Consider the following 23,229-nt stretch of genomic DNA (forward strand, 5'->3'; position numbering starts at 1 on the left):
TGCCCAATTTTCTTGGGTGTTTTCAAGGTGAAAAAGGTTGGCTTTCCGGTCTGCCGAGTATATCTATACGCAGGATTTTAGCGAGGTCGGAAATGGTACAACTCACCCTGCCAAAGAACTCTCGGATTACCACAGGAAAAACTTGGCCGAAGCCTGAAGGCGCGACCAATATTCGTAAGTTTCAGATCTATCGTTGGAACCCGGATGATGGGCAAAATCCACGCGTAGACACCTATTTTGTCGATATGGACAGCTGTGGTCCGATGGTTCTGGACGCGCTGATCAAGATCAAGAACGAAATCGACCCGACCCTGACCTTCCGCCGGTCCTGCCGCGAAGGTATCTGCGGTTCCTGCGCGATGAATATCGACGGGATCAACACGCTGGCCTGTATCTACGGCATGGATGAAATCAAGGGTGACGTTAAGATTTATCCGCTGCCGCATATGCCGGTTGTCAAGGACTTGATCCCCGATTTGACCCATTTCTACGCGCAACATGCCAGCATCATGCCGTGGCTGGAAACCAAGACCAACCGCCCGGCGAAAGAGTGGAAGCAATCCATTGAGGATCGCAAGAAACTGGATGGGCTGTATGAATGCGTGATGTGCGCCAGCTGCTCAACCTCATGCCCCAGCTATTGGTGGAACGGGGATCGCTACCTAGGCCCCGCTGCGCTTTTGCATGCGTATCGCTGGATCATCGATAGCCGTGACGAAGCCACTGGTGAACGTTTGGATGAGCTGGAAGACCCGTTCAAGCTGTATCGCTGCCACACGATCATGAATTGCGCCAAGACCTGTCCGAAGGGTCTGAACCCGGCCAAGGCGATTGCCGAAATCAAAAAGATGATGGTTGATCGCGCAGTTTAAAGCGTATGAAAATCATGCACTTGCCGCCTTGCGGTAAGTGCATGTCGCAGTTGCAGATTTGTGTAATGCGATGGCCCCTGATCCAGACTATCTTGGTGATCAGGGAGGAGTGATGAAACCGAAAACGGGACCGCTCCGATGCAAAATCAAAGACTACAATCCAAATCGAGCGCTGCTGAAGCTCTGGAGCTTCTAAATCAAGCGTGGGCCTACTACACGCCCGAGCGTGTAGAGGTGGAAGAAAAGCACGAACCTGAGCTTTTCGAATACGCAAACGCAGCCTAAGTCGACGTCAGACTTGCAGCCGGCACTCAAAATGGGTCATGCATTGGCATGCCCATTTTGCTTCTTATCTTGGCAGGCGGAGTGTTTGCCTATTTCCTGTGGCGCTCGCGCACCTCGTCTTTGAGCCGGGACTGCCGCTGGCGGCAGCACCGTAAGGAAGGCGTTTGGGTGTGTGCATTCTGTGGCGCGCAGCAGCAGGGCAGCAACGCGCCAACTCAATGTCTGAAGGGCCAATAGCGGCAAAAGCAGGGCGGCTTCCCACCCTGCATGTTTGCATTTACGCCGCCGGGAATGCCGCCTGAAGTGCGATTTCAACCATATCTCCAAAGCTGCTTTCGCGATCAGCTGAGGGCAAAGCTTCGCCGGTCAGCAAGTGGTCGGAAACAGTTAGAACAGACAATGCGCGGCATTTGTGACGCGCGGCCAGGATGTACAGCTCTGCAGCCTCCATCTCGACACCGAGAATACCGTGCCGCACCATCTGTTCGTTCAGATCTGGGCGTTCGTCATAGAAAACGTCCGACGAGTAGATGCCACCAACATGGGTTGGCGTGCCTTTGGCCGCTGCCGCCTGAGCCGCCGCCTGAAGCAGCCCCCAATCGGCGCAGGGTGCAAAGTTCAGCTCTTTCATGATGCCGCGCGACGGTGAGCTAAGCGTGGTTGAGGTCATCGCAAGGATCACATCGCGGACATTCACGCTGTCCTGCATTCCCCCGCAAGAGCCGATGCGGATCAGCGTTTTGGCCCCATAGTCCCGGATCAATTCGTTGACGTAAATCGACAAGGACGGCATTCCCATACCGCTGCCCTGAATGGTGACAGAGTTGCCTTTCCAGCTTCCGGTAAAGCCCAGCATGCCACGCACGTCATTGACTTGTTTCACATCGTCCAAAAACGTTTTGGCTGCCCATTTTGCACGATAAGGATCGCCGGGCAAAAGAACCGTTTCCGCGATGTCGCCTTTTTGGGCTCCAATATGAATTGTCATTTTGGGATAAGTTCCAATCAGATATTAGATTTCCAGATCCGAGATATTTGCACCGGATTTCAATGCGTCATGAATCCATTGCGGCTTTCGGCCGCGACCCGACCATGTTTGATTTGGATCTGCAGGGTTTTTGTATTTTGCTTTTGTAGTTTTTCCGGAAGTCGGATTACCTTTTGCCAATTCTGACAAAGAAAATCCAAATTCAGCAGCAGCTTTTTCAGCAGCTTTTAACGCCTCTTTTCGTTCGCGTTTTTCAGCGTCGATTAGCGCCTTTTCGACTTGATCGCGTAATTCAAGTAGTTCTTTACGCGACATTTTTTCAAGATTCGTCCCCGACATTCACCCTCTCCCTGGAATTAGTCATTACCGGCGTCCCCGATGGCACACCGTAATTCCAAAGAAATGAATTATCTATCCCCTTTCATTCCGGGGATAGAATAACGGTTGTCGAAAATGATCGGTATTACTCAGCAGCGAGGTTCTGCGGATCTACCAGGGTGACGATATCGCCCATGATTGCGTTCAGCTCAAAATTCTTGGGCGTATAGATCTTTGCAACACCCATTGCAGTGAGCTTTGCGGCATCGTCATCAGGGATGATGCCGCCGACAATCACCGGAATATGATCCAGTCCGGCCTCTCGCAGCCGGTTCATGACGTCCTGCACAAGCGGAATGTGGCTGCCGGACAGAATAGACAGACCGATCACATGCGCGTCGTCATCCGCAGCGGCGGTTACGATTTCCTCAGGCGTGAGGCGAATACCTTCGTAACTGATATCCATACCGCAATCCCGTGCGCGGAATGCGATCTGTTCCGCCCCGTTCGAATGACCGTCCAGGCCTGGTTTGCCGACCAGGAATTTCATACGGCGGCCAAGCTTGTCGCTGACCGCATCCACTGCGGCCCGCAGATCTTCCAAGCCTTCTGTCTTGTTCGAGACCGAGCCCGAAACGCCCGTGGGACCGCGATACGTACCGTAAACTTTGCGCATCTCTTCGGCCCACTCACCCGTTGTTACGCCAGCCTTGGCGGCTGCGATTGAGGGCTCCATAACGTTGGTTCCGTTTTGCGCCGCTTCGCGCAGCGCCGCCAGAGCCGCCGCGACAGCTGTTTCATCGCGATCTTGCCGCCATTCATTCAGGCGCGCGATTTGTTCTTGTTCGACCGCGGGGTCAACGACCATGATGCTGCCATCTTCGGTTTGCAGAGGCGAGGGTTCACCTTCGATCCACTTGTTCACACCGACAACGACAGTTTCGTTCCGTTCGATGCGGTTCAGGCGTTCAGCGTTTGAATCAACAAGCCGTGACTTCATGTATTCGATTGACGCTACTGCTCCGCCCATCGAATCCAGATTGGCCAGTTCGGCGCGTGCACCCTCTTTCAATTCTTCAACCTTCGCGTCCACGGCGGGGTTGCCGTCGAACAGGTCACCATATTCCAGAAGGTCGGTCTCATAGGCCAGAATCTGTTGCATCCGCATGGACCACTGCTGATCCCACGGGCGGGGCAGGCCCAGTGCCTCGTTCCATGCAGGCAGCTGAACTGCGCGGGCGCGGGCTTTTTTCGAAAGAGTCACGGCCAGCATCTCGATCAGGATGCGGTAGACGTTGTTTTCAGGCTGCTGCTCGGTCAAACCGAGCGAGTTGACCTGAACGCCATACCGGAATCGGCGGAATTTCGGGTTCTCTACGCCGTAGCGGTCGCGCAGGATTTCGTCCCAAAGATCGACGAAAGCGCGCATTTTGCACATTTCAGTGACAAAGCGGATACCTGCGTTAACAAAGAACGAAATCCGTCCGCAAAGTGCCGGGAAATCCTCGGCGGGAACACGAGGGCGCAGTTCGTCCAGTACGGCGATGGCGGTGGCCAGCGCATAAGACAGCTCTTGCTCCGGTGTCGCGCCGGCTTCTTGCAGGTGATAGGAACACACGTTCATCGGGTTCCATTTCGGCACGTTGGTATAACAGTACTCGGCCACGTCAGCGATCATCTTGAGCGACGGTTTGGGCGGGCAGACATAGGTGCCGCGGCTCAGGTATTCCTTGATCAGATCGTTCTGAACTGTGCCCTGAAGTTTGGAGATATCTGCGCCTTGTTCCTCGGCCACAGCGATGTAAAGCGCAAGCAGCCAAGGCGCTGTTGCGTTGATCGTCATCGAGGTGTTCATCTGTTCCAATGGAATCTGGTCGAACAGAACCCGCATATCGCCCAGGTGGCCGACGGGTACGCCAACCTTGCCCACTTCGCCGCGCGCGAGCGTATGATCGCTGTCATATCCGGTCTGCGTGGGCAGGTCAAAGGCCACTGAAAGCCCCGTCTGGCCTTTTGCCAGGTTCCCGCGATACAAGGCATTCGACGCTTTGGCGGTGGAATGACCGGCATAGGTTCGGATGAGCCAGGGGCGATCTTTCTGCGTCTGCGTCATAGCTGGACCTCGTGTTTCGGCTGGGCAAGAAAATTACGTTCTTGGCTTCTAAAGCGCAATTTTTGGGATATGTCAATTCGCTGCGTCGCGGCATATCAGGTTCTTCAGATTGTAGGCCGCCGCGTTTGGTGGCAGGGTGCGCGCATGACTCAGACCGTGGAACTTCCGCTTTGGCTTTTTTTGCTGATCCTGGTGTTTGCCGTGGTCACTTTGGCATCGCATTTTCTGTTCCCATCGGTGCGGTGGTTTTTTAGGCGTCGCCTCGAACGAGCGGTGAAGCGATTGAACATGCGCCTGAAGCGACCGATCCAGCCGTTCAAACTGGCACACCGTCACGATATGATTCAGCGCCTGATCTATGACCCGCAGGTTGGTCAGGCCGTTCAGGATCACGCACGCGAAACGGGTGTTCCCGACGCCGTGGCGTTCGAGCAAGCGCAGCGATACGCGCGTGAGATCGTTCCCTCGTTTTCAGCCGTTGCCTATTTCAGCATTGCGATCCGACTGGCTCGTCTGCTGAGCAATGCGTTTTATCACGTGCAGCTTAGCTATCAGGACGAAGACGCTGTCGAAAACATCGACCCCGACGCCACGGTGGTTTTCGTCATGAATCATCGCAGCAATATGGACTATGTGCTCGTTACCTACCTCGCAGCGCAACATTCGGCCCTTTCTTATGCGGTGGGCGAATGGGCCCGTGTCTGGCCCCTTAGCCGTCTGATCCGTGCGATGGGGGCTTATTTTATCCGGCGAAAGTCCGGCAATGATCTCTATCGTCAGGTGCTGTCCTGTTACGTGCGCCACGCGACCGAGGCAGGGGTGACGCAGGCCATGTTCCCCGAAGGTGGACTAAGTCTGACCGGTGCTCTGGGTCGTCCAAAGCTGGGTTTGCTCAAGTATATTATTGACGGGACCTCGCAAGAGGGGCGCGACGTTGTATTTGTCCCCGTAGCGCTGAACTATGATCGTGTGCTCGAAGACACTGTTCTGACGCGTGCCGCATTAGGCAATGAACGACGGTTTCGCGCGCGAATCGGTGTAATCACCAGATGGATCCTCAAACAGCTCTGGCGGCGGGTGATCGGGCGCTACAAACGATTTGGCCTAGCCTCGGTCCGGTATGGTCAGCCCGTTTCCTTGCGGGCGTTTCGGGCAGATCATCAGCGCGATCTGATGACCGATTTGGCGCGTGACCTGATGACGCGACTCCGCGCAGCCATCCCGCTGGTCCCTGTACCCGCCGCGTGTTGGCTCATGAAAAAGCATAAAGAGATGTCTGAGGCCGATGCCGTTCAGGTGATTGTCGAGCTCATGCGTCGTAATGGAATGACAGACCAAGAGAACCGGACCTCGGTTGAAGCCGCGATTGATCAGTTGGTTGAGCGGCGGATTCTCATCCGAAGTGGTGCGAAAATATGTCTGTCCGGTCAAAGGGTTGATCTTCTGGAGTATTATGCGGCCTCGGTTCCGATGGGGCCGATCGGAGATAATGCTGCGTTTGCGAAAGAAATTTCTGCACCCGCTGGGTCATAAAGTTACAAAACAGCGCCGATTTCGGTTGCATTATTTCCTAAAGGCCAATATTCCATCGGTTAATGTGCGCGATTCTGCATCGCGGCAAAGGTTTAGAACTGAAGGAGGCCAACATGGCTCTGGACACCGACAGCGGCATCGCGTCGTACGAGGCACCGGAAAAAGACCTCTATGAGATGGGTGAAATCCCTCCGATGGGTTTTGTGCCCAAGAAAATGTATGCATGGGCGATCCGCAAGGAGCGCCACGGCGACCCGGACACCGCGATGATTCAGGAAGTTGTAGACGTTCCCGTGCTGGACAGTCACGAAGTGCTGGTTCTGGTCATGGCTGCAGGCGTCAACTATAACGGCGTCTGGGCCTCGCTGGGCAAGCCGATCTCGCCTTTTGACGGCCATAAGGCACCTTACCACATTGCCGGTTCGGATGCGTCTGGCATCGTTTGGGCAGTTGGTTCAAAAGTCACCCGTTGGAAAGTTGGTGATGAGGTTGTCATTCACTGCAACCAGGATGACGGCGACGACGAACATTGTAATGGTGGCGACCCGATGTATTCGGACAGCCAACGGATTTGGGGCTATGAAACCCCCGATGGTTCGTTCGCACAGTTCACCAATGTTCAGGCTCAACAGCTGATGCCGCGTCCCAAGCACCTGACTTGGGAAGAAAGCGCCTGCTACACGCTGACACTGGCAACTGCTTACCGGATGCTGTTCGGCCACGAGCCGCATGACCTGAAACCGGGCCAGAACGTTCTGGTCTGGGGCGCATCGGGCGGTCTGGGCTCTTACGCGATCCAGCTGATCAACACCGCAGGTGCAAACGCGATCGGTGTGATCTCGGACGAAAGCAAGCGCGACTTTGTGATGGGTCTGGGTGCCAAGGGCGTTCTGAACCGCAAGGACTTCAATTGCTGGGGTCAGCTGCCCACAGTGAACACACCCGAATATGCCGAGTGGTTCAAAGAGGCCCGCAAGTTCGGCAAGGCCATTTGGGACATCACCGGTAAAGGCAACAACGTCGACATGGTGTTCGAACACCCGGGCGAAAGCACCTTCCCGGTTTCGACTTTCGTCGTGAAAAAAGGCGGTATGGTTGTAATCTGTGCCGGTACAACCGGCTATAACCTGACCTTCGACGTGCGCTACATGTGGATGCACCAGAAGCGTCTGCAGGGCTCGCACTTTGCCCATCTCAAGCAAGCAGCTGCGGCAAACCAGCTGATGGTTGAACGTCGTCTGGATCCTTGCATGTCCGAAGTGTTCACCTGGAATGATCTGCCCGAGGCGCACATGAAGATGCTGCGGAACGAGCATAAGCCGGGCAACATGTCGGTGCTGGTTCAGGCTCCTCAGACCGGAATGCGCACCTTGGAAGAGGTTCTGGCCGCGCGCGACTAAGTTCGTCTCAGACAAAATCCAAAACACCCGCGAATCGGTTTTCCGGCTCGCGGGTGTTTCTTTTTGGGCGGTGATGTGATGCTTTCCAAAGCCTTAATCGAAGTTACCCCGCTGTTTTTGGGGAGTAGAAATCAGTGAATAGGCTAAAAAAACTTCCTCATGCTATGGTTGTGTTAACCCTTCGTTAACCGTTTCGGAGAGACGCTGATGGCGCAAAATGAGTGGATACTGGACGTACTGTCGGACCTCAGCGCCTTTGCTGTTGAAAACGGTTTGACCGAGCTTGCCGAGCAGTTGGATGACACCAAGCTGATCGCCGCAGCCGAAATCTCGTCCAGAAAGAATGAGGTTCGGGCACCAGCGGATGGCAACAAAACTCGATATGAGCCAGGTTCTGGAGGACTTGGAAAACACCAGCTCGCTTGACGAACTGAGCGATGTCGCCATTCGCCTGCGGGACAGGCTGCAGATTGAAAACCTGATTTACCATTGGGTCGACGGGGCCGGCGATCAATACGGCTATACCACCTATCCCGACGTCTGGGCCGAACGATACCGCGAGCGTAACTATCACAGAATAGATCCGGTCATACTGGGCTGTTTCCAACGGTTTCATCCGGTGGATTGGAAGACGCTGGATTGGTCGGGCAAGGTTGCCAAGACGTTTTTGAAGGATGCATTAGAGCACGGCGTCGGCAATCAAGGTTATTCCATTCCGATCCGCGGACCGAATGGGCAATTCGCTTTGTTTACCGTTAATCATACCTGTGACGATGACACCTGGCAGAGGTTTATCAAAACGCATGGGCGTGAACTGATCCTGATCGCGCATTACTTCAACCGAAAGGCGCTGGAGTTTGAAAGTGACCGTCAGCCCGAATCCTCACGCGGATTGTCGCCGCGTGAAGTGGACGCCATGACCTTGCTCGCCTTGGGTTATAGCAGGGCACAGGTCGCTCATTCCTTGTCGATCTCGGAACACACGCTGAGGGTCTATATCGAAAGCGCACGCGCCAAGTTGGGTGCGCAAAACACAACTCATGCTATCGCAACGGCCTTGAGCCGAGGGTTAATAGTGGTTTAAGGCGCGCGCGCTCTCAAAACCGGAAATTAACCACGACTTTGTACCCCCTTCGTTCTTGCACAGGACGACAAGGGGAAAAGAGTCATGTTGCGCTATGTCTATGCTGACGAATTGCACAAATATCCAAAACTGGCAGAGGGGATGTTTCGGGACCGCGCCGATCAATTCAAAACCCGGCTGGGCTGGGATGTTCATGTCAACGACAAGGGGGAAGAGCGGGATCAGTACGACGATCTGAACCCGATCTATGTCATTTGGGAAGAGCCGGATGGCAGCCATGGTGGGTCCATGCGTGTTTTGCCGACGACCGGTTCGGTCATGGTGAACGAGGTGTTTGGGCACCTGACGGGCGGCAAACCAATCAGCAGCCCCCTGATCTGGGAGGTAACGCGCTTTTGCCTGTCACGCACGGCAAGCCCGCATACGGCCGGGGCCATCATGCTTAGCGGGGGCGAAATGATGGAAGGGTTTGGTTTGACCCATATCGCGGGCGTTTTCGATGCGCGCATGATTCGCATCTATCGCCTGATCGGATCATCCCCGATCGTGCTGGGCACGGAAGGTAAGGGGCGTGATCAAATCTCGGTCGGGATTTGGCCGTATTCGGCCGATGACTGCAACCGCGTGGCCAAGCGCGCAGGCATCCCGCGTGAATTGTCGCGGCTGTGGTTCAAGACGGCTTGCGGCGTTGGCAGGCAACACCGGTTTGCATTGTCAGCATGACAAGATGAAAACCGAATTCCACATCTGGTGATAGCTGGCGCGGGCTTGTAGGGTCGCGCCATGTCTTTGCCCTCTGTGACTTACTCTGACGACCAGGCCGCCGCGTATGACAGCATCTCTGAGATGCTGAAATCGGCAGGTGTTGACCTTGACGATGACGCGCTGCTGAAGCTTCCGGGATCGGGTAAGTCCGGTGTGATGGCCGTGATTGGCAAGGCGGGGTCCGGAAAAACTCTGCTGCTGGCTGAGCTTTACAAAGCCATTGCGGACACCGGCGTTCAGATTGTGTCCGGCGATTTCGAGAGCCGCAAAGCCCGTGAAAAACGCAGTCTTGCGATCCTGGCCCCGACGAACAAAGCGGCCAGCGTATTGCGTCTGCGCGGGGTGCCAGCCACCACGATCCACCGCATCCTCTATACGCCTGTCTACGACCCGGAATACGAGCGCATCGCCGAATGGCTGGCAGGCAATGACGAACGTCCCGAAATCGAGGGTCTGACCGACGAGGCTCTGGATCGTGCAGCGGCGTTTTACCAGAACAACAAGTCCATCCCGGGTGCTCTGGCCGCGGCAGGGTTACGGGGCTCCGATTTTATCACCGGCTGGAAACGCCGGGACGAGCCGTTGGACATCGGGTTTGTGGACGAAGCCTCGATGCTGGACGACCGGCAGTTCGAAGACCTGCAGGAAATCTTCCCAACACTTCTGCTGTTTGGTGACCCGGCACAGTTGGCTCCGGTCAACCAGTCGGGCAGCATGGTGTTCGAAGCATTGCCGGAGCCGCGCAAACAGATCCTTCACCGGGTTCACCGGCAGGATGCGGACAACCCGATATTGGACCTTGCCCACGCGCTGTCGGACCCTCAGATGGGGTTCGAAGATTTTGAGCGCATGGTCGAACAGACCGCCCGTCAGGACGACCGTGTGGTTTGGGGGCAGCGGGTCGAGGTCGATCTGATGGCCCGCAGTCCCGTTCTGGTCTGGCGCAATGCAACCCGCATTCGACTGATTCAGGCCTTTCGAAACGTTCATGGCGCGCCGGATACCGAATTGTTGGAAGGCGAACCGCTTATCTGCGACGGTATCGAATTACCTTTGAAACATCGCAAGAAACGGCTGGATCTTGAGGCGCGCGGCTTGATCAAGGGCGCTCAGGTCATCTATCTGGGTCCTGGCCGCAAACCGGGCTTTTCCAGGTTGCACGTGATGGGGGCCGAAGACCCTCAGGTCAGCGCCGCATCTATCGTCAAGATCGAAAAGCCGGACGAGGAAGAGCCGTTTATTCCCTTTGCCGCGCGCATGGGTGCCACTTTTCTTCATGGCGCAGCGGTCACCATTCACAAGGCGCAAGGGTCGCAGTGGAACACTGTTCAAGTGTTTGCTCCGGATATCTATGCCGCTGCCCGTATGGGCCGTACTGAAGCTGGACAGCCGCTGTGGAAACGTCTGGCCTATGTGGCTATCACACGCGCGCAGGAAAGGCTGATCTGGGTCGTGCGCAACCGGCTTGCCAAGCCGACCTATCCGCTGCGTGTGGACGACCTGCGCGCTGTCCCTGCGGCCTCGCTGACATTGGAGGCAGAAGAGACATGACATCCATTATTGTGACCGGCGCAAGTTCTGGCATAGGGCGCGCCACGGCTGAATTGTTTCTGGCCCAAGGATGGACGGTTGGTCTATTGGCGCGCAGTGCTGACAGGCTGAACCAAATGGCTGCAGAGCACGCAAACGCAATTCCACTGGTCGCGGATGTCACCGATGCACAAGCGGTCGAGGCCGCCTTTGGAGAGTTTCAGGGTAAGGCGGGCCATTTGGATGTTCTGTTCAACAACGCGGGAATTTTCGCGCCGGGGGGAACGATTGACGAGATCGCGTTGGACGATTGGTACCAAAGCGTCGCCGTCAACCTGAACGGCATGTTCCTGTGTGCCCGCGAAGCTTTTCGGATCATGCGCCACCAACCGCCGCAAGGCGGGCGCATCATCAATAACGGCTCAATTGCCGCCCATGTGCCGCGCCCCAACTCGGTGCATTACTCGGCGACAAAACACGCCATAACGGGCCTGACCCGCAGCCTGTCTTTGGATGGGCGGGGCTTCAATATCGCTTGTGGGCAGATCGATATCGGCAATGCGCGAACACAGATGGTGCAGGGCCTGGTCGAGGCGGCCATTGCCGACGGGCAGCAGCCCGACCCAACAATGGCCGTCGAAGATGCAGCGCGGTCCGTCTTGCACATGGCAAACCTGCCGCTTGAGGCAAACGTGCAGTTCATGACCGTGATGGCCACGACGATGCCCTACATCGGACGCGGGTAACGGTCAGTTACTCGCGCAATAGGCGGAACGCGGTTGACGCACCCCAACCCGCCGCTATGGCAATGACCAAAGACATCAAGCCGTACCAGACCGGTTGCTGACGGGACATGTTGTACAAAAACCGCTCCAACCCCACTTTGCGCACGTCGATGGTGGTTTCAAATTGTGAAACAACCTGGCCGCCGCGGGTTAGGAAGATGCGCGCAACATAGTCGCCTTCCGTCAAGTCCGCTGGCATTTCGATTGAGGTACGGAACAGGGTTTGTTCATCAACGGCCACTGTGTCTTCGCGAATGGAATACAGACTTTCGTGCTCGCGGATACGAATAACAGCGTCCGCGAATTCCTGCGCGCCGCGGATGTTCATCGCAGCACCAACAGACCGGATGGCACGTTCGATTGATACGCTGTACCGCAGGTCTTCGGTATCCGACAGAATCTCATTCAAGGGCGCGCTGGTCGCAACCGCATAAAAGCTGGGGGCTTCGTCTACGAGGACACTGTCAGTATTGACCCAGATTCCAAGCTTGCGCTCTTTACGCCGAACTGTGACAGGACTGGATGGGCCGGACACTGCGACAATCACTTCCAGCGGTGGTCCTGACGGAATGGGAGCCTCGCGTTTGACCGCGCCAAAGACCAGGATCTCAGACCCGTCGAAATTGGCGGTGATGGCCACGCGATCCTGGCTGAGGCCCAGAACGACCTCCTCATCAACAGCCAAGGCGGGGCTGGCGCAAAGAGCCAGCGCAACAAGCAAGCGTTTCAGCATGATCAGTGCCCTCCGCCGGTGCCAAGTGAATAGAGCTCGGATGGTTCAAGCAGCAGATCCAGCGCCAGTTTTCCACAAACCACAAGAACAAGGGCTGCGAGCAACACGCGCAACTGCTCGGCAGGCATGCGGGCGCCGATCACCGTGCCGATCTGTGCGCCGATGACGCCGCCAACCAGAAGCAATACGGCGAGAACGACATCAACTGTAAAGTTGGTGGTAGCATGCAGCATGGTCGTAAAGGCGGTGACAAAGATGATCTGGAACAGGGATGTTCCGACCACGACCTTGGTGGGCATTCCCAATAGGTAGATCATCGCAGGTACCATGATGAACCCGCCGCCGACGCCCATAATGGCCGACAGAACGCCAACGAACAGGCCAACCAGCGCAGGCGGAATGACCGAGATATACAGGCCCGAAGTCCGGAACCGCATTTTAAACGGCATCGCATGCACCCAGCCGCGTTGGCGACGCTTGGGGGGTGCGGACACGCCTTTCTTGGATTTACGGAGGGCGTTCAAGCTTTCGATGAACATCAAACCGCCCACGACGCCAAGGAACACGACGTAGCACAACGTCACAAGCAGATCGACCTGCCCGAGGCTTTTGAGGTAGTTGAATATCACCACCCCAAGTGCGGCACCCGTTAAGCCGCCCATCAATAGGACGGTCCCCATTCTTAGGTCGACTGTTTTTCGTCGAAAATGCGCCAGAACCCCAGAGAATGAAGAGGCAACAATCTGGTTGGCCTCGGTTGCAACTGCAACGGCGGGCGGAATGCCGATGAAGAACAGCAGGGGCGTCATGAGGAAGCCGCCGCCGACACCGAACATGCCCGAAAGAATGCCGACCATCCCCCCAAGCCCCAATAGAAGGAAGGCGTTGACAGAAACTTCGGCGATAGGAAGGTAAATTTGCATATCGAGCTACTGGATGAGGGTCGGCGGATCACAGAGGGTGATCAGGGTCGCCTCAAGGCAAAGTGGTGTAGGTTTAATGCGACGCGCGGCGGCAGTGCCCCGTGGCCACATGGCGGAAGTCGGATCGCTGGGCGTCATGCCAGCAGCCTGATACGGCTAAATGTCTGGTTTTCCTCAGTGCTGAGGCGTTCATGCGTTCCCAAATTCACGGTCCGGGTGGATTCCGAGTCGTGGGGTATGATTGGCGACACATGCATACCCCTTTAGAACGGTTGCGGCATGCAAAATCAACTCCGCATGCCGCTCTGCAGCGAACAGGACTGAACTGAGTCCGAAACTGGACTTATCAGCGCTCTTTCACGTAAGGCTCACCACCGGCACGCGGCGGAACCGCCTTGCCGACAAACCCGGCCAGAATGACCACGGTAAGGACGTAAGGCAGGGCGTCCATCGCTTGCACAGGGATGACCACGCCACCCAGATCGATGTTCTGGAACCGCAGCGCGATGGCCTGCAACAAACCGAATAACAGGCAGGCGCCCATTGCATGCCACGGCCGCCATTTCGCAAAGATCAGTGCAGCCAGCGCGATGAACCCACGGCCTGCAGTCATGTCCTTAACGAACCCGGCCTGCAACGCAGTGGCCAGATAAGCCCCGGCGATGCCACACAGAACGCCACAGATGGCAACAGCGGCATAGCGCAAGCCAACGACCGAGACACCGGCAGTGTCCACGGCAGCAGGGTTTTCCCCCACAGCGCGGAGGCGCAAGCCGAACCGTGTGCGATACAGAATCCACCATGTTGCCGGCACCATCAGGAACGCGACGTAAACCAGGATCGAATGGCCCGAGAGCAGCTCGGAGTAAATCGGCCCGATGATCGGCGCCCCGCTCAGTGATTCGGCAAAGGGGAAATTGATGGGTGTGAATCGACCGCCACCAAACAGCGAGGGCGTGCGCCCGCCCTGTTCGAACCAGCTTTGCGCGACAAGGACCGTCATACCTGCCGCAAGAAAGTTGATTGCGACCCCGGATATCAACTGGTTGCCCCGGAAGGTGATCGAGGCCAAACCGTGAAGCCCGGAAAGAACAAGAGAAGAGGCGATCCCCGCCAGCAGCCCCAACCAGACCGACCCGGTCACAGCCGCGACGGCTGCCGAGAAGAAGGCGGCCATCAGCATCTTGCCTTCAAGACCGATGTCGAAAATCCCTGCACGCTCGGAATAGAGGCCGGCCAGACAGGCCAGCAATAGCGGTGTGGCCAGGCGGATGGTCGAGTCCAGGACCTGGATGAAGGTAATGAAGAACTCCATCACTGCGCTCCCTTCCGCAGGCTCAGGAACAGCTTTTCAAGCGGCATCCGGACCATGTTGTCCAATGCTCCGGTGAACAGGATCACCAGGGCCTGAATGACAACGATCAGTTCGCGTGGGATCGATGTCCAGAAAGCCAATTCTGCACCGCCCTGATAGAGAAACCCGAACAGGATCGCCGCAAGGAATACACCAAACGGGTGCGACCGGCCCATCAGGGCAACAGCGATGCCGATGAATCCCGCGCCCTCAGTTGCGTTTAAAACCAGGCGTTCGGCCTCGCCCATCACGTTGTTGATGGCCATCAGCCCCGCCAACGCGCCCGAAATCAGCATCGCAATGATCGTGATCCGCACCGGCGAAATGCCTGCATAGACAGCGCCGGTTTCGGTCTTGCCGTAAGACCGGATTTCATAGCCCAACCGTGTCCGCCAGATCAGCGCCCAGACGACAAAACAGGCCAATACCGCGATGAAGAAGGTGATATTAACAGGGGTTCCTTTGAACACCACGTTTTCGGCGGTTGAGAACATCGACTGAAAAGTGGGTAGGTGAACGGCCTCGGGGAAACGCGCAGACGAGGGGTCTTGCGCGCCCGGTGGTCGCATAAGATTGACCAACACGTAGTTCAGGAATGCTGCCGCAATAAAGTTGAACATGATCGTAGTGATCACGATGTGACTGCCGCGCTTGGCCTGTAGATAGGCCGGAATGGCGGCCCAAGCCGCGCCAAACAGCATCGAACCTGCGCAGGCCGCCAAAAGCGCGATGCTCCAATGCGGCCAAGGGATGTAAAGGCATACCATGGCAACACCAAGCCCGCCCAGCATGGCCTGACCTTCACCCCCGATGTTAAACAGCCGGGCGTGGAAGGCGACAGCCACAGCCAACCCGGTGAACATGAAGTTGGTGGCGTAATACAGCGTATACCCCCAACCGTAGGTCGACCCGAGCGCGCCGGTCACCATCAGTTTCACCGCTTCGATCGGGTTTTCACCGATGGCCAGAATGACCAAGGCGGACAAGATTGCGGCCAATATCAGACTGATCAGCGGGATCAGCACCACATCGGCCCATTTGGGCATCTTTTCCATGTTACGCGGCCTCTCCCGCAACACCGGCCATCAACAGGCCAAGTTCTTTTTCATCTGTTTCATGGGGCAGTCGTTCGCCCATGACATGTCCGTCAAACATCACAGCGATGCGATCCGATAGCGAGAATATTTCTTCCAACTCAACCGAGACCAGCAAGATTGCTTTACCCTGATCGCGCAGCGCGACGATCTGCTTGTGAATGAACTCGATCGCGCCGATGTCGACGCCGCGCGTTGGTTGTCCGACCAATAGAAGATCAGGGTTCCGTTCAATTTCGCGCGCGACAACGATCTTTTGTTGGTTCCCGCCCGAGAAGCTTTTGGCCGGAAGCCACGCATCAGGTGGCCGGACGTCGAATTTCTCGATCTTGCGCTCGGTATCGGCGCGCAGGGCGGCGTTGTTCATGAAAATCCCGCTCTGATAGGCAGGATCACGGTGATAGCCAAAGGCCACGTTTTCCCAAGCGTGGAAGTCCATCACAAGACCTTCGCGCTGACGGTCTTCGGGAACATGCGCAATATGCTGGGCGCGACGGGCCTGACCGTCCGATCCCGGGCCGCTAAGCGCCAGCGGGGCACCGTTCAGTTTGATCGACCCCTGACCCGGACGCATGCCGCCCAGAACTTCCAGAAGCTCCGATTGGCCATTTCCGGCCACGCCAGCGATACCGACGATTTCTCCGGCCCGAACAGTCAGGTCGATACCCTTGACCCGTTCGACCCCGGCCGAATCGAAAACGCTGAGTTTTTCAATTTCCAGAACGGGCTTACCGGGTTGCGCAGGCACTTTGTCGACCTGCAGCAGCACCTTGCGGCCCACCATCAGCTCGGCCAGTTCCTCGGGGCTGGTGTCGGCTGTTTTCACCGTCGCCGTCATCTGACCGCGCCGCATGACCGAAACCGTATCGGTGTTTTCCATGATTTCGCGCAGCTTGTGCGTGATCACGATGATCGTCTTCCCTTCGGCCCGCAGGCGGTCAAGGATGCGGAACAGCTGGTCAGCCTCGGACGGGGTCAGAACCCCGGTGGGTTCGTCCAGAATCAGAATCTCGGCCTTGCGATACAGGGCTTTCAGGATCTCGACCCTTTGCTGCATTCCGACGCCAATCTCGTCGATGCGCTTGTCGGGATCGACGAACAGCTCGTATTCCTCTTCCAGCGCTTTCAGTTCTTTGCGCGCTTTGGACAAGGACGGGGCCAGCAGCCCGCCATCCTCGGCACCGAGAACGATGTTTTCCAGAACGGTGAAATTCTCAACCAGTTTGAAATGCTGGAACACCATCCCGATCCCGGCAGCAATGGCCGCCTGGCTGTCAGGGATGTCAGTCTTGTTGCCGTTAATCCAGATTTCACCTTTATCGGCTTTGTAAAAGCCGTAGAGGATGCTCATCAGCGTGGATTTGCCCGCACCGTTTTCACCGATGATCCCATGGATCGTGCCGGGGGCGACGCTGATGGAAATGTCTTTATTGGCCTGAACCGGCCCAAAGGCTTTGGATATCCTTTTGAGCTCAATGGCGGGGACGGTCATGTCTTGTCCTCAATTGCCGAAAGGGCCGCGGTGTCATACGCGGCAGAGTCGGGGGCAAGGCGGAGGTTGTACCCCCGCCTTGCGCGATATCAGAACTGCAGTGCCGGGCAGCTGTCGTTCTCATAATAGCTGACAACAGAGACGTTACCGTCGATGATGTCCTGACGCGCTTTGTCGACTGCGCCTTTCATCTCGTCCGAGACCAGAGGTGCGTTGTTGTCATCCATGGCGACGCCAACACCTTCTTCGGCCAGACCCATCTGGAACACGCCGGTTTCCAGGCCTTCGCCTGCAGACATCGCGTCATAAACGGCGACGTCAACACGCTTCAGCATCGAGGTCAGAACCTTACCCGGGTGCAGGTGGTTCTGGTTGCTGTCCACACCGATCGACAGGATGCCTTCGTCGGCCGCGGTCTGCAGAACGCCAACACCGGTGCCGCCAGCGGCCGCATAGATCACATCAGCGCCCTGGCTGATTTGTGCTTTGGTCAGTTCCGAACCCTTCACCGGATCGTTCCATGCTGCCGGGGTGGTGCCGGTCATGTTGGCAACAACATTGATGTCAGGGTTTACAGCCTTGGCACCCTGCGCATAACCGCAGCCAAAGTGTCGGATCAGCGGGATATCCATGCCACCGATAAAGCCGACGGTGCCGGATTCCGATGCCATCGCGGCCATCATGCCAACCAGATATGACCCTTCATGTTCGGCAAAACCGATTTGACGAATGTTGGGGATGTCCAGCCAGTTGACGTCAACCGCAACAAATTTGGTGTCCGGATAATCGGCAGCCACGGCCGACAGCGGATCGGCCATGCCGAAGCCCATCGTGATGATCGGGTTCGAACCGGACTCAGCGAAACGGCGCAGAGCTTGCTCGCGCTGTGCTTCGGACTGGATCTCGATCTCGTTATAGCTGCCGCCTGTTTCTTCGGCCCAACGCGAGGCGCCATTATGGGCGGCTTCGTTGAAGGATTTGTCAAACTTGCCACCAAGATCAAAGATCAGGGCAGGATCTGCCAGCGCAGCGCCAGCCGTAAGTGCGACTGCGGCGGTGGCACCCATCAAGGATTTCATCAGGGTCATTTTATACTCCCGTTTGTTATTATCGGTCGGGGCGAAGATAGCCCCGTTCACCCACTGTGAGCGAGCATAACTGTTGTGATGGCGGGAATTAAGGACGTTTGCAACCGCCGTGGTCAACAGATTTTTGACCATTTGGTCGAAAAAAAATATCTTAGGCGGTCAATCCAGCGCGGATTCCATCACGATAGCGTCGATTTTCTGATTGTTTTCGCGCAGGTAATACCCCTTGCGCACTCCACAGGCGCGATAACCACTGTGTTCATACAGCGCGATGGCCGGCAAGTTATCTGCAGCGACGTCCAGAACAGCGCGCGTTGCCCCCAAAGCCTTTGCTTTCGTGTGCCATTCATGCATGCAATTTCGGGCTAAGCCCTGTCGCTGAACGTCCGGATGCGTGGCGATCGTCAGCAATTCCGCTTCATCGCCGATAACCTGGAACAGCGCGAAAGATTGAGTATTTCCAACGGCATGGATGAATCGATTGTTCAGAAGATTCGAGAATTCGACCGCAGCCCACGACCGTGACCGGGTAAATGCCGCCGCGTGTGTTCTGGCAAAATCCTCGGGAGTCATCAGTCCAGCAAAACCGGGGGGGTGTCTTTGGAAGGGGCCGCATCCGCAGGCCGAACATAGAGTGGAGCCGGCTGCGCAGTTTCGGTCTGCCACCTTTGCCCGGCGATCCGGGCAATAGCGCGAACCTGTGCATCAGCGTCGTCATTCAGGATCAGGGGGCCAAGTGATTCTGCCTCAGTTTGAGGCATTAGCATCGGACTTTGGTCCGGCAACGCCACGTAAACCTGATCACGCGGGGCGCGGATCGCGGGCAGGGCGTCCGTGGACATTTCGGCCAAAGCGTCGAACCCGGATACGCCTACCGCTGGAACGCCAAGCCCCAAGGCTAGGCCCCGCGCCGCAGAAACCGAGATTCGGATGCCGGTAAAGTTTCCGGGCCCAACACCGACACCGATGGCAGACAGGTCTTTCCACCCATATCCAGCATCGGCCAGAACCTCTTCCAGCAACGGCATCAAACGTTCGGCCTGACCGCGCGACATGGCTTCGATGCGCGAAGTCACAATCCGGTCGCCGCACAACAAAGCGGCCGCGCAATGCGCGGCCGATGTATCAAACGCCAAAATAATGGGGTCAGACGGCAACAGGGCGAACCTCAGTCACTTCGGGGATGTAGTGGCGCAGCAGGTTTTCGATACCCATCTTCAACGTCAGGGTCGAAGACGGGCAGCCCGCGCAAGCACCCTGCATGTGCAGGTAGACAACGCCCCGGTCAAACCCGTGGAACGTGATGTCGCCACCATCCTGCGCAACCGCCGGACGGACACGGCTGTCCAGCAAGTCTTTGATTTGGTTAACAACTTCGGCATCTTCGCCAGTGTGCTCAGCATGGCCCGATGCGGCTGTTTCACCAGCTCCGATGACCGGTTGACCGGATTGATAATGCTCCATCACCGCACCCAGAATCGCTGGTTTGATGTGATCCCATTGGACGTCATCGGACTTGGTGACGGTCACGAAGTCATTGCCGAGGAATACACCCGTTACTCCGCTAACCGCAAAAATCCGTTTTGCCAAAGGTGATTTTTCACCGGCTTCAGCCGATGGGAAATCCGCAGTGCCCGCTTCCAGCACGGTCTGGCCGGGCAGAAACTTCAAGGTTGCAGGGTTCGGCGTGGATTCGGTCTGGATGAACATGTCACGGCTCCGTTTCAGTTGCTTCTGATATGCGGGTCCGAGCCGGATAAGTCAAGATTTGGAACGATTCTAAATGTTGGTTGCCAACCGGATCGCTTCATCCAACCGATCATCACCCCAGTATAGTTCGTCACCGACCAAAAAACTGGGCGCGCCAAACAGCCCCTTGGCCTGAGCGGTTTTGGTCTGCTCGATCAAAGCAGACTTGATTTGGGGGTCTTGGGTTCTGTCTAAAAGGTCTTCAGGCAGACCAGCGGATTTCAAGCAATCAATCAGAACCGCATCGTCCGACACGTTCTGACCTTGTGCGAATTCGGCTGTATAGACCGCCCGAACGAAACGCGCCCTGTGGGTCTGATCTTCAATAGCCAGCGTGAGACGCGCAGCCTTCAGGCCGTTCTGCGGAAACGGGTCCGGTTGCCGGAAGGGCAGGCCGCGCTGCGCTGTCAGACGCTCCATATCGCGCCACATATAACGCCCTTTGGCCGGGTAGATGTTGAACGGGGAATTGTCCCAGCCCTGCGCCGCGAAAACGGGTCCCAGAAGAAAGGGGCGCCATTCTATGACGACGTCATGCTGTGCCGCAGCCTGTTCGATTCGCATGGCGCTGAGGTAGGAGTAGGTCGATGCGAATTCGAACCAGAACTGGATGCGGCTTTGCATAGGGTGGCCTCAGGTGATGGCTTCCAGCTTTTCCTTGCTTAGGTCGCCGGGCACAATTGTGATCGGAATCGGCAAGCTGCCCGAGTTTTTGGTCAGCTGCGTCACCAGGGGGCCAGGCCCTTTCTTTTCGATGCCAGCACCCAGAACCAGAACGCCGATGTCCGGGTCTGACTGGACATGTTCGATGATCTGAGGGACAGGTTCGCCTTCGCGAATGGACAGCTCGGGATCGATCCCTTGTTTGTCGCGCATCCATTTGGCGAAAACTTCGTAATGCGCATGGATGCGTTCGCGTGCCTCTTCGCGCATGGTTTCGGCGACACCGATCCAGTGATTGAACTCATCGGGTGGGATGACGGACAGGATCGTTACCCCTCCACCGGTATGGGCTGCACGCATTGCAGCGAAACGCATCGCGTTAAGGCATTCGCGGCTGTCATCCAGAATGACTAGAAACTTACGCATGGGTGTCCTCGTGTATTTAGGGGGATCATGCCCGACCAGATGCGGGCTGGCAACACGGCGTGTGACTACCGAGTGCTTGCCGCCCAGTCCCAATAAAGCGCGCGCGCGCGGCGTGCAATCGGTCCGACCTGATATTGCGTGTCTTCCAATGTGGTGACCGGCGTTATCTTGTTCATGTTACCGGTCATAAACACCTCGTCCGCCTTGTGAAAATCTTCAAAGCTGAGGACAGATTCGTGGACCGTCACGCCATCGGCGCGCAGGTTTTTGATATGCCGCGCTCGGGTGATACCAGCCAGGAAAGTTCCATTGGGCGTAGGGGTGAATACCTCGCCGTCCCGGACCATGAAGATGTTTGCGGTGGCGGTTTCAGCCACATGACCCAAGGCATCCGCTACCAGCGCGTTCGAGAACCCTTTGGACTTGGCCTCTTTCAGCATGCGGGCGTTGTTGGGATACAGGCATCCGGCTTTGGCATTCACAACGGCTGATTCCAGAACCGGTCGGCGGAACCGCGTGGTGGTCAGCGTGACCGAAGCTGTTTCCGGTGCCATTGGGATTTCTTCCAGACAGATGGCAAATCCGGTGCTGTCCTGCTGAGGAACGATGGCTGTCGCATCGCCGTCGATGCCCCAATACATCGGCCGAATATAGACGGCGGAACCTTTGGCATAGCCATCCAGCCCTTCGCGGACGATCTCGACCATCTGTTCGGTCGTCACGGTCGGCGTCAGTAAAAGCGCCTCGGCCGAGCGGTTGACCCGTTCGCAATGGGCCACCAGATCCGGGGTCAGCCCGTCGAAGAATCGCGCGCCGTCAAAGACCGAAGACCCCAGCCAAGCGCCATGATCTGCCGCCCGCATGATCGGGGCGTCCCCGTTGTGCCACTGACCATCAAAATAGGTGCGGATATTTTTGCCGACTGCCATGACGCCCTCCTTTGCCCTTGGGGCAACCTAGGAAGGCGTCACAGGAAGGTCCAGCGCAATCAGCCTTGTTTTGCGCCAACCATACCCACGATGTCGTAGGTCTGTTGCAGGATCGGGGCCGCTATCGCCCGTGCCTTTTCCGCGCCGCGTGCGAGAATCCGGTCAATCTCGGCCTCTTCACCCATCAGACGGGCCATCTCGGTTGAGATCGGTGACAGTTCGGCGACCGCCAGCTCGGCCAGCATCGGTTTGAATTCACCAAATTGCTTGCCGCCGACTTCGGCCAAAACCTGTTCCGCCGTTTGATCGCTGAGCGCGGCGAAGATGTTCACCAGGTTGCGCGCCTCGGGGCGTTCGGACAGACCGTCGGTTTCTGAAGGCAGGGCATCCGGGTCGGTCTTGGCCTTGCGGATCTTTTTGGCGATCTCGTCGGCATCGTCCGTCATGTTGATCCGGGTCATATCGGACGGGTCCGAAGATGACATCTTCCGCGAGCCATCACGCAGGTTCATCACGCGCGGCGCGGGTCCACCGATTACCGGCTCGGTCACCGGAAAGAAATCCACGCCATAATCATGGTTGAACTTGATCGCGATGTCGCGTGTCAGCTCCAGATGCTGTTTCTGATCCTCGCCCACCGGCACATGTGTCGCGTGGTAGGTCAGGATGTCCGCTGCCATCAGCGCAGGATAGGCAAACAAACCCAGCGAGGCGTTCTGAGCATTCTTGCCCGCCTTATCCTTGAACTGCGTCATTCGCTGCATCCAACCCATGCGGGCGATACAATTGAAGATCCACGCCAGCTGCGTGTGCTCGGCCACCTGGCTTTGGTTGAACAGGATGGACTTTTCAGGGTCCAGACCGGCGGCGATGAAACCGGCGCAAACCTCGCGGGTCTTTTCGCGCAGACGGGCAGGGTCTTGCCAGACGGTGATCGCGTGCAGGTCGACCATGCAATAAATGGTCTCGAAATCTTCGCCCTGCATATCCACAAAACGCTTGAGCGCACCCAGGTAGTTGCCAAGGTGCAGGTTTCCCGAAGGCTGGATGCCGGAAAACACGCGCGGCGTGAACTTGGTTTCGGTCATCGAAGGGAACTCCCGTC

26 protein-coding genes are annotated in these 23,229 nt (G+C 56.9%); 10 read left to right on the forward strand and 16 right to left on the reverse strand.

From position 1 onward, the window contains the following. Positions 1-92: 92 nt before the first annotated feature. The 3 genes from AC2FIS_RS11645 to AC2FIS_RS11655 all read left to right on the forward strand — a co-directional run bounded on the left by AC2FIS_RS11645 (position 93) and on the right by AC2FIS_RS11655 (position 1,394). Positions 93-872, forward strand: a complete 780-nt coding sequence (locus AC2FIS_RS11645; RefSeq protein ID WP_113792076.1) for a succinate dehydrogenase iron-sulfur subunit — start codon at positions 93-95, stop codon at positions 870-872. Positions 873-1,010: 138 nt separating this feature from the next. Further along, positions 1,011-1,157, forward strand: coding sequence for a hypothetical protein (locus AC2FIS_RS11650; protein ID WP_496773466.1), 147 nt, complete (start codon positions 1,011-1,013; stop codon positions 1,155-1,157). 48 nt (positions 1,158-1,205) lie between these two features. Further along, positions 1,206-1,394 carry a hypothetical protein gene (locus AC2FIS_RS11655; protein ID WP_113792077.1) on the forward strand — a complete coding sequence of 63 codons (189 nt, stop codon included), beginning with the start codon at positions 1,206-1,208 and terminating at the stop codon, positions 1,392-1,394. 40 nt (positions 1,395-1,434) lie between these two features. Here the strand turns inward: AC2FIS_RS11655 and deoD are convergent, their stop codons facing one another. From deoD to AC2FIS_RS11670, 3 genes are all read right to left on the reverse strand, one after another. Continuing rightward, entirely contained in the window at positions 1,435-2,145 is a 711-nt protein-coding gene (deoD, locus tag AC2FIS_RS11660) for a purine-nucleoside phosphorylase (protein WP_496773467.1), read from the reverse strand. A gap of 24 nt (positions 2,146-2,169) precedes the next feature. Continuing rightward, the gene (locus tag AC2FIS_RS11665) at positions 2,170-2,484 is read right to left on the reverse strand and encodes an H-NS histone family protein (RefSeq protein WP_496773468.1); all 315 of its coding nucleotides are present in this window, start codon (positions 2,482-2,484) and stop codon (positions 2,170-2,172) included. A gap of 124 nt (positions 2,485-2,608) precedes the next feature. Then, a complete protein-coding gene (locus AC2FIS_RS11670) occupies positions 2,609-4,576 on the reverse strand; it encodes a protein meaA (RefSeq protein ID WP_496773470.1) in 1,968 nt (655 codons plus the stop codon). 144 nt (positions 4,577-4,720) lie between these two features. Between AC2FIS_RS11670 and AC2FIS_RS11675 the strand changes: the two genes are divergently transcribed. The 7 genes from AC2FIS_RS11675 to AC2FIS_RS11705 all read left to right on the forward strand — a co-directional run bounded on the left by AC2FIS_RS11675 (position 4,721) and on the right by AC2FIS_RS11705 (position 11,634). Then, entirely contained in the window at positions 4,721-6,109 is a 1,389-nt protein-coding gene (locus tag AC2FIS_RS11675; protein WP_496773471.1) for a 1-acyl-sn-glycerol-3-phosphate acyltransferase, read from the forward strand. A 113-nt stretch (positions 6,110-6,222) separates the two neighbouring features. Beyond that, positions 6,223-7,509: a crotonyl-CoA carboxylase/reductase gene (gene ccrA / locus AC2FIS_RS11680; RefSeq protein WP_058273680.1), complete on the forward strand. Its 1,287-nt coding sequence runs from the start codon at positions 6,223-6,225 to the stop codon at positions 7,507-7,509. Positions 7,510-7,716: 207 nt separating this feature from the next. Then, positions 7,717-7,935, forward strand: a complete 219-nt coding sequence (locus tag AC2FIS_RS11685) for a hypothetical protein (RefSeq protein WP_496773472.1) — start codon at positions 7,717-7,719, stop codon at positions 7,933-7,935. Then, positions 7,874-8,593 (forward strand): helix-turn-helix transcriptional regulator, encoded by a 720-nt coding sequence (locus AC2FIS_RS11690; RefSeq protein WP_496773473.1) that lies wholly within the window; start codon positions 7,874-7,876, stop codon positions 8,591-8,593. Before AC2FIS_RS11685 ends, AC2FIS_RS11690 begins: the two co-directional genes overlap by 62 nt. Positions 8,594-8,677: 84 nt before the next feature. Then, positions 8,678-9,316, forward strand: coding sequence for an acyl-homoserine-lactone synthase (locus tag AC2FIS_RS11695; protein ID WP_496773474.1), 639 nt, complete (start codon positions 8,678-8,680; stop codon positions 9,314-9,316). A 60-nt stretch (positions 9,317-9,376) separates the two neighbouring features. Beyond that, complete coding sequence (locus AC2FIS_RS11700) at positions 9,377-10,909, forward strand: ATP-dependent DNA helicase (RefSeq protein ID WP_058278772.1); 1,533 nt, start codon at positions 9,377-9,379, stop codon at positions 10,907-10,909. After that, entirely contained in the window at positions 10,906-11,634 is a 729-nt protein-coding gene (locus tag AC2FIS_RS11705; RefSeq protein WP_282152458.1) for an SDR family oxidoreductase, read from the forward strand. The genes AC2FIS_RS11700 and AC2FIS_RS11705 overlap by 4 nt, the downstream gene beginning before the upstream one ends. A gap of 7 nt (positions 11,635-11,641) precedes the next feature. Here the strand turns inward: AC2FIS_RS11705 and AC2FIS_RS11710 are convergent, their stop codons facing one another. From AC2FIS_RS11710 to trpS, 13 genes are all read right to left on the reverse strand, one after another. Continuing rightward, on the reverse strand, positions 11,642-12,406 hold the full coding sequence (locus tag AC2FIS_RS11710) for a TIGR02186 family protein (protein WP_058278770.1): 765 nt from the start codon (positions 12,404-12,406) through the stop codon (positions 11,642-11,644). A 2-nt stretch (positions 12,407-12,408) separates the two neighbouring features. Then, positions 12,409-13,329 (reverse strand): sulfite exporter TauE/SafE family protein, encoded by a 921-nt coding sequence (locus AC2FIS_RS11715; protein WP_058273512.1) that lies wholly within the window; start codon positions 13,327-13,329, stop codon positions 12,409-12,411. A 346-nt stretch (positions 13,330-13,675) separates the two neighbouring features. Further along, complete coding sequence (locus tag AC2FIS_RS11720) at positions 13,676-14,644, reverse strand: ABC transporter permease (protein ID WP_496773476.1); 969 nt, start codon at positions 14,642-14,644, stop codon at positions 13,676-13,678. Then, entirely contained in the window at positions 14,644-15,738 is a 1,095-nt protein-coding gene (locus AC2FIS_RS11725) for an ABC transporter permease (protein WP_108860780.1), read from the reverse strand. Before AC2FIS_RS11725 ends, AC2FIS_RS11720 begins: the two co-directional genes overlap by 1 nt. 1 nt (position 15,739) lies before the next feature. Beyond that, positions 15,740-17,269 carry an ABC transporter ATP-binding protein gene (locus AC2FIS_RS11730; RefSeq protein ID WP_496773478.1) on the reverse strand — a complete coding sequence of 510 codons (1,530 nt, stop codon included), beginning with the start codon at positions 17,267-17,269 and terminating at the stop codon, positions 15,740-15,742. 89 nt (positions 17,270-17,358) lie between these two features. Further along, the gene (locus AC2FIS_RS11735; RefSeq protein ID WP_496722979.1) at positions 17,359-18,357 is read right to left on the reverse strand and encodes a BMP family lipoprotein; all 999 of its coding nucleotides are present in this window, start codon (positions 18,355-18,357) and stop codon (positions 17,359-17,361) included. A 159-nt stretch (positions 18,358-18,516) separates the two neighbouring features. Further along, on the reverse strand, positions 18,517-18,930 hold the full coding sequence (locus tag AC2FIS_RS11740; RefSeq protein WP_496773479.1) for a GNAT family N-acetyltransferase: 414 nt from the start codon (positions 18,928-18,930) through the stop codon (positions 18,517-18,519). Then, positions 18,930-19,514: a tRNA (adenosine(37)-N6)-threonylcarbamoyltransferase complex dimerization subunit type 1 TsaB gene (tsaB, locus tag AC2FIS_RS11745; protein WP_496773480.1), complete on the reverse strand. Its 585-nt coding sequence runs from the start codon at positions 19,512-19,514 to the stop codon at positions 18,930-18,932. Before tsaB ends, AC2FIS_RS11740 begins: the two co-directional genes overlap by 1 nt. Then, positions 19,504-20,067 carry a NifU family protein gene (locus AC2FIS_RS11750; protein WP_058273506.1) on the reverse strand — a complete coding sequence of 188 codons (564 nt, stop codon included), beginning with the start codon at positions 20,065-20,067 and terminating at the stop codon, positions 19,504-19,506. The genes tsaB and AC2FIS_RS11750 overlap by 11 nt, the downstream gene beginning before the upstream one ends. A 69-nt stretch (positions 20,068-20,136) precedes the next feature. After that, positions 20,137-20,730, reverse strand: coding sequence for a 2-hydroxychromene-2-carboxylate isomerase (locus tag AC2FIS_RS11755; protein WP_496773481.1), 594 nt, complete (start codon positions 20,728-20,730; stop codon positions 20,137-20,139). A 9-nt stretch (positions 20,731-20,739) separates the two neighbouring features. Beyond that, the gene (locus AC2FIS_RS11760; protein ID WP_113792095.1) at positions 20,740-21,195 is read right to left on the reverse strand and encodes a universal stress protein; all 456 of its coding nucleotides are present in this window, start codon (positions 21,193-21,195) and stop codon (positions 20,740-20,742) included. Between the two features lie 65 nt (positions 21,196-21,260). Next, on the reverse strand, positions 21,261-22,124 hold the full coding sequence (locus tag AC2FIS_RS11765) for a branched-chain amino acid aminotransferase (RefSeq protein WP_496773483.1): 864 nt from the start codon (positions 22,122-22,124) through the stop codon (positions 21,261-21,263). Positions 22,125-22,183: 59 nt separating this feature from the next. Continuing rightward, positions 22,184-23,212 carry a tryptophan--tRNA ligase gene (gene trpS, locus AC2FIS_RS11770; protein WP_496773485.1) on the reverse strand — a complete coding sequence of 343 codons (1,029 nt, stop codon included), beginning with the start codon at positions 23,210-23,212 and terminating at the stop codon, positions 22,184-22,186. Between the last annotated feature and the right edge of the window lie 17 nt (positions 23,213-23,229).

The organism is Ruegeria sp. CDSB113 (genome assembly GCF_059611045.1).

What these genes read in the sequence shown, in the direction of transcription:
- AC2FIS_RS11650 (WP_496773466.1), top strand. Translation starts at nt 1,011, where the DNA reads ATGCAAAATCAAAGACTACAATCCAAATCGAGCGCTGCTGAAGCTCTG.
- AC2FIS_RS11715 (WP_058273512.1), bottom strand. Translation starts at nt 13,329, where the DNA reads ATGCAAATTTACCTTCCTATCGCCGAAGTTTCTGTCAACGCCTTCCTT.
- AC2FIS_RS11665 (WP_496773468.1), bottom strand. Translation starts at nt 2,484, where the DNA reads ATGTCGGGGACGAATCTTGAAAAAATGTCGCGTAAAGAACTACTTGAA.
- AC2FIS_RS11695 (WP_496773474.1), top strand. Translation starts at nt 8,678, where the DNA reads ATGTTGCGCTATGTCTATGCTGACGAATTGCACAAATATCCAAAACTG.
- AC2FIS_RS11700 (WP_058278772.1), top strand. Translation starts at nt 9,377, where the DNA reads ATGTCTTTGCCCTCTGTGACTTACTCTGACGACCAGGCCGCCGCGTAT.
- AC2FIS_RS11750 (WP_058273506.1), bottom strand. Translation starts at nt 20,067, where the DNA reads ATGTTCATCCAGACCGAATCCACGCCGAACCCTGCAACCTTGAAGTTT.
- AC2FIS_RS11645 (WP_113792076.1), top strand. Translation starts at nt 93, where the DNA reads ATGGTACAACTCACCCTGCCAAAGAACTCTCGGATTACCACAGGAAAA.
- AC2FIS_RS11685 (WP_496773472.1), top strand. Translation starts at nt 7,717, where the DNA reads ATGGCGCAAAATGAGTGGATACTGGACGTACTGTCGGACCTCAGCGCC.
- AC2FIS_RS11760 (WP_113792095.1), bottom strand. Translation starts at nt 21,195, where the DNA reads ATGCGTAAGTTTCTAGTCATTCTGGATGACAGCCGCGAATGCCTTAAC.
- AC2FIS_RS11720 (WP_496773476.1), bottom strand. Translation starts at nt 14,644, where the DNA reads ATGGAGTTCTTCATTACCTTCATCCAGGTCCTGGACTCGACCATCCGC.
- ccrA (WP_058273680.1), top strand. Translation starts at nt 6,223, where the DNA reads ATGGCTCTGGACACCGACAGCGGCATCGCGTCGTACGAGGCACCGGAA.
- AC2FIS_RS11725 (WP_108860780.1), bottom strand. Translation starts at nt 15,738, where the DNA reads ATGGAAAAGATGCCCAAATGGGCCGATGTGGTGCTGATCCCGCTGATC.
- AC2FIS_RS11655 (WP_113792077.1), top strand. Translation starts at nt 1,206, where the DNA reads ATGCCCATTTTGCTTCTTATCTTGGCAGGCGGAGTGTTTGCCTATTTC.
- AC2FIS_RS11755 (WP_496773481.1), bottom strand. Translation starts at nt 20,730, where the DNA reads ATGCAAAGCCGCATCCAGTTCTGGTTCGAATTCGCATCGACCTACTCC.
- AC2FIS_RS11765 (WP_496773483.1), bottom strand. Translation starts at nt 22,124, where the DNA reads ATGGCAGTCGGCAAAAATATCCGCACCTATTTTGATGGTCAGTGGCAC.
- AC2FIS_RS11670 (WP_496773470.1), bottom strand. Translation starts at nt 4,576, where the DNA reads ATGACGCAGACGCAGAAAGATCGCCCCTGGCTCATCCGAACCTATGCC.
- deoD (WP_496773467.1), bottom strand. Translation starts at nt 2,145, where the DNA reads ATGACAATTCATATTGGAGCCCAAAAAGGCGACATCGCGGAAACGGTT.
- AC2FIS_RS11730 (WP_496773478.1), bottom strand. Translation starts at nt 17,269, where the DNA reads ATGACCGTCCCCGCCATTGAGCTCAAAAGGATATCCAAAGCCTTTGGG.
- AC2FIS_RS11705 (WP_282152458.1), top strand. Translation starts at nt 10,906, where the DNA reads ATGACATCCATTATTGTGACCGGCGCAAGTTCTGGCATAGGGCGCGCC.
- AC2FIS_RS11735 (WP_496722979.1), bottom strand. Translation starts at nt 18,357, where the DNA reads ATGACCCTGATGAAATCCTTGATGGGTGCCACCGCCGCAGTCGCACTT.
- AC2FIS_RS11740 (WP_496773479.1), bottom strand. Translation starts at nt 18,930, where the DNA reads ATGACTCCCGAGGATTTTGCCAGAACACACGCGGCGGCATTTACCCGG.
- AC2FIS_RS11710 (WP_058278770.1), bottom strand. Translation starts at nt 12,406, where the DNA reads ATGCTGAAACGCTTGCTTGTTGCGCTGGCTCTTTGCGCCAGCCCCGCC.
- AC2FIS_RS11675 (WP_496773471.1), top strand. Translation starts at nt 4,721, where the DNA reads ATGACTCAGACCGTGGAACTTCCGCTTTGGCTTTTTTTGCTGATCCTG.
- trpS (WP_496773485.1), bottom strand. Translation starts at nt 23,212, where the DNA reads ATGACCGAAACCAAGTTCACGCCGCGCGTGTTTTCCGGCATCCAGCCT.
- AC2FIS_RS11690 (WP_496773473.1), top strand. Translation starts at nt 7,874, where the DNA reads ATGGCAACAAAACTCGATATGAGCCAGGTTCTGGAGGACTTGGAAAAC.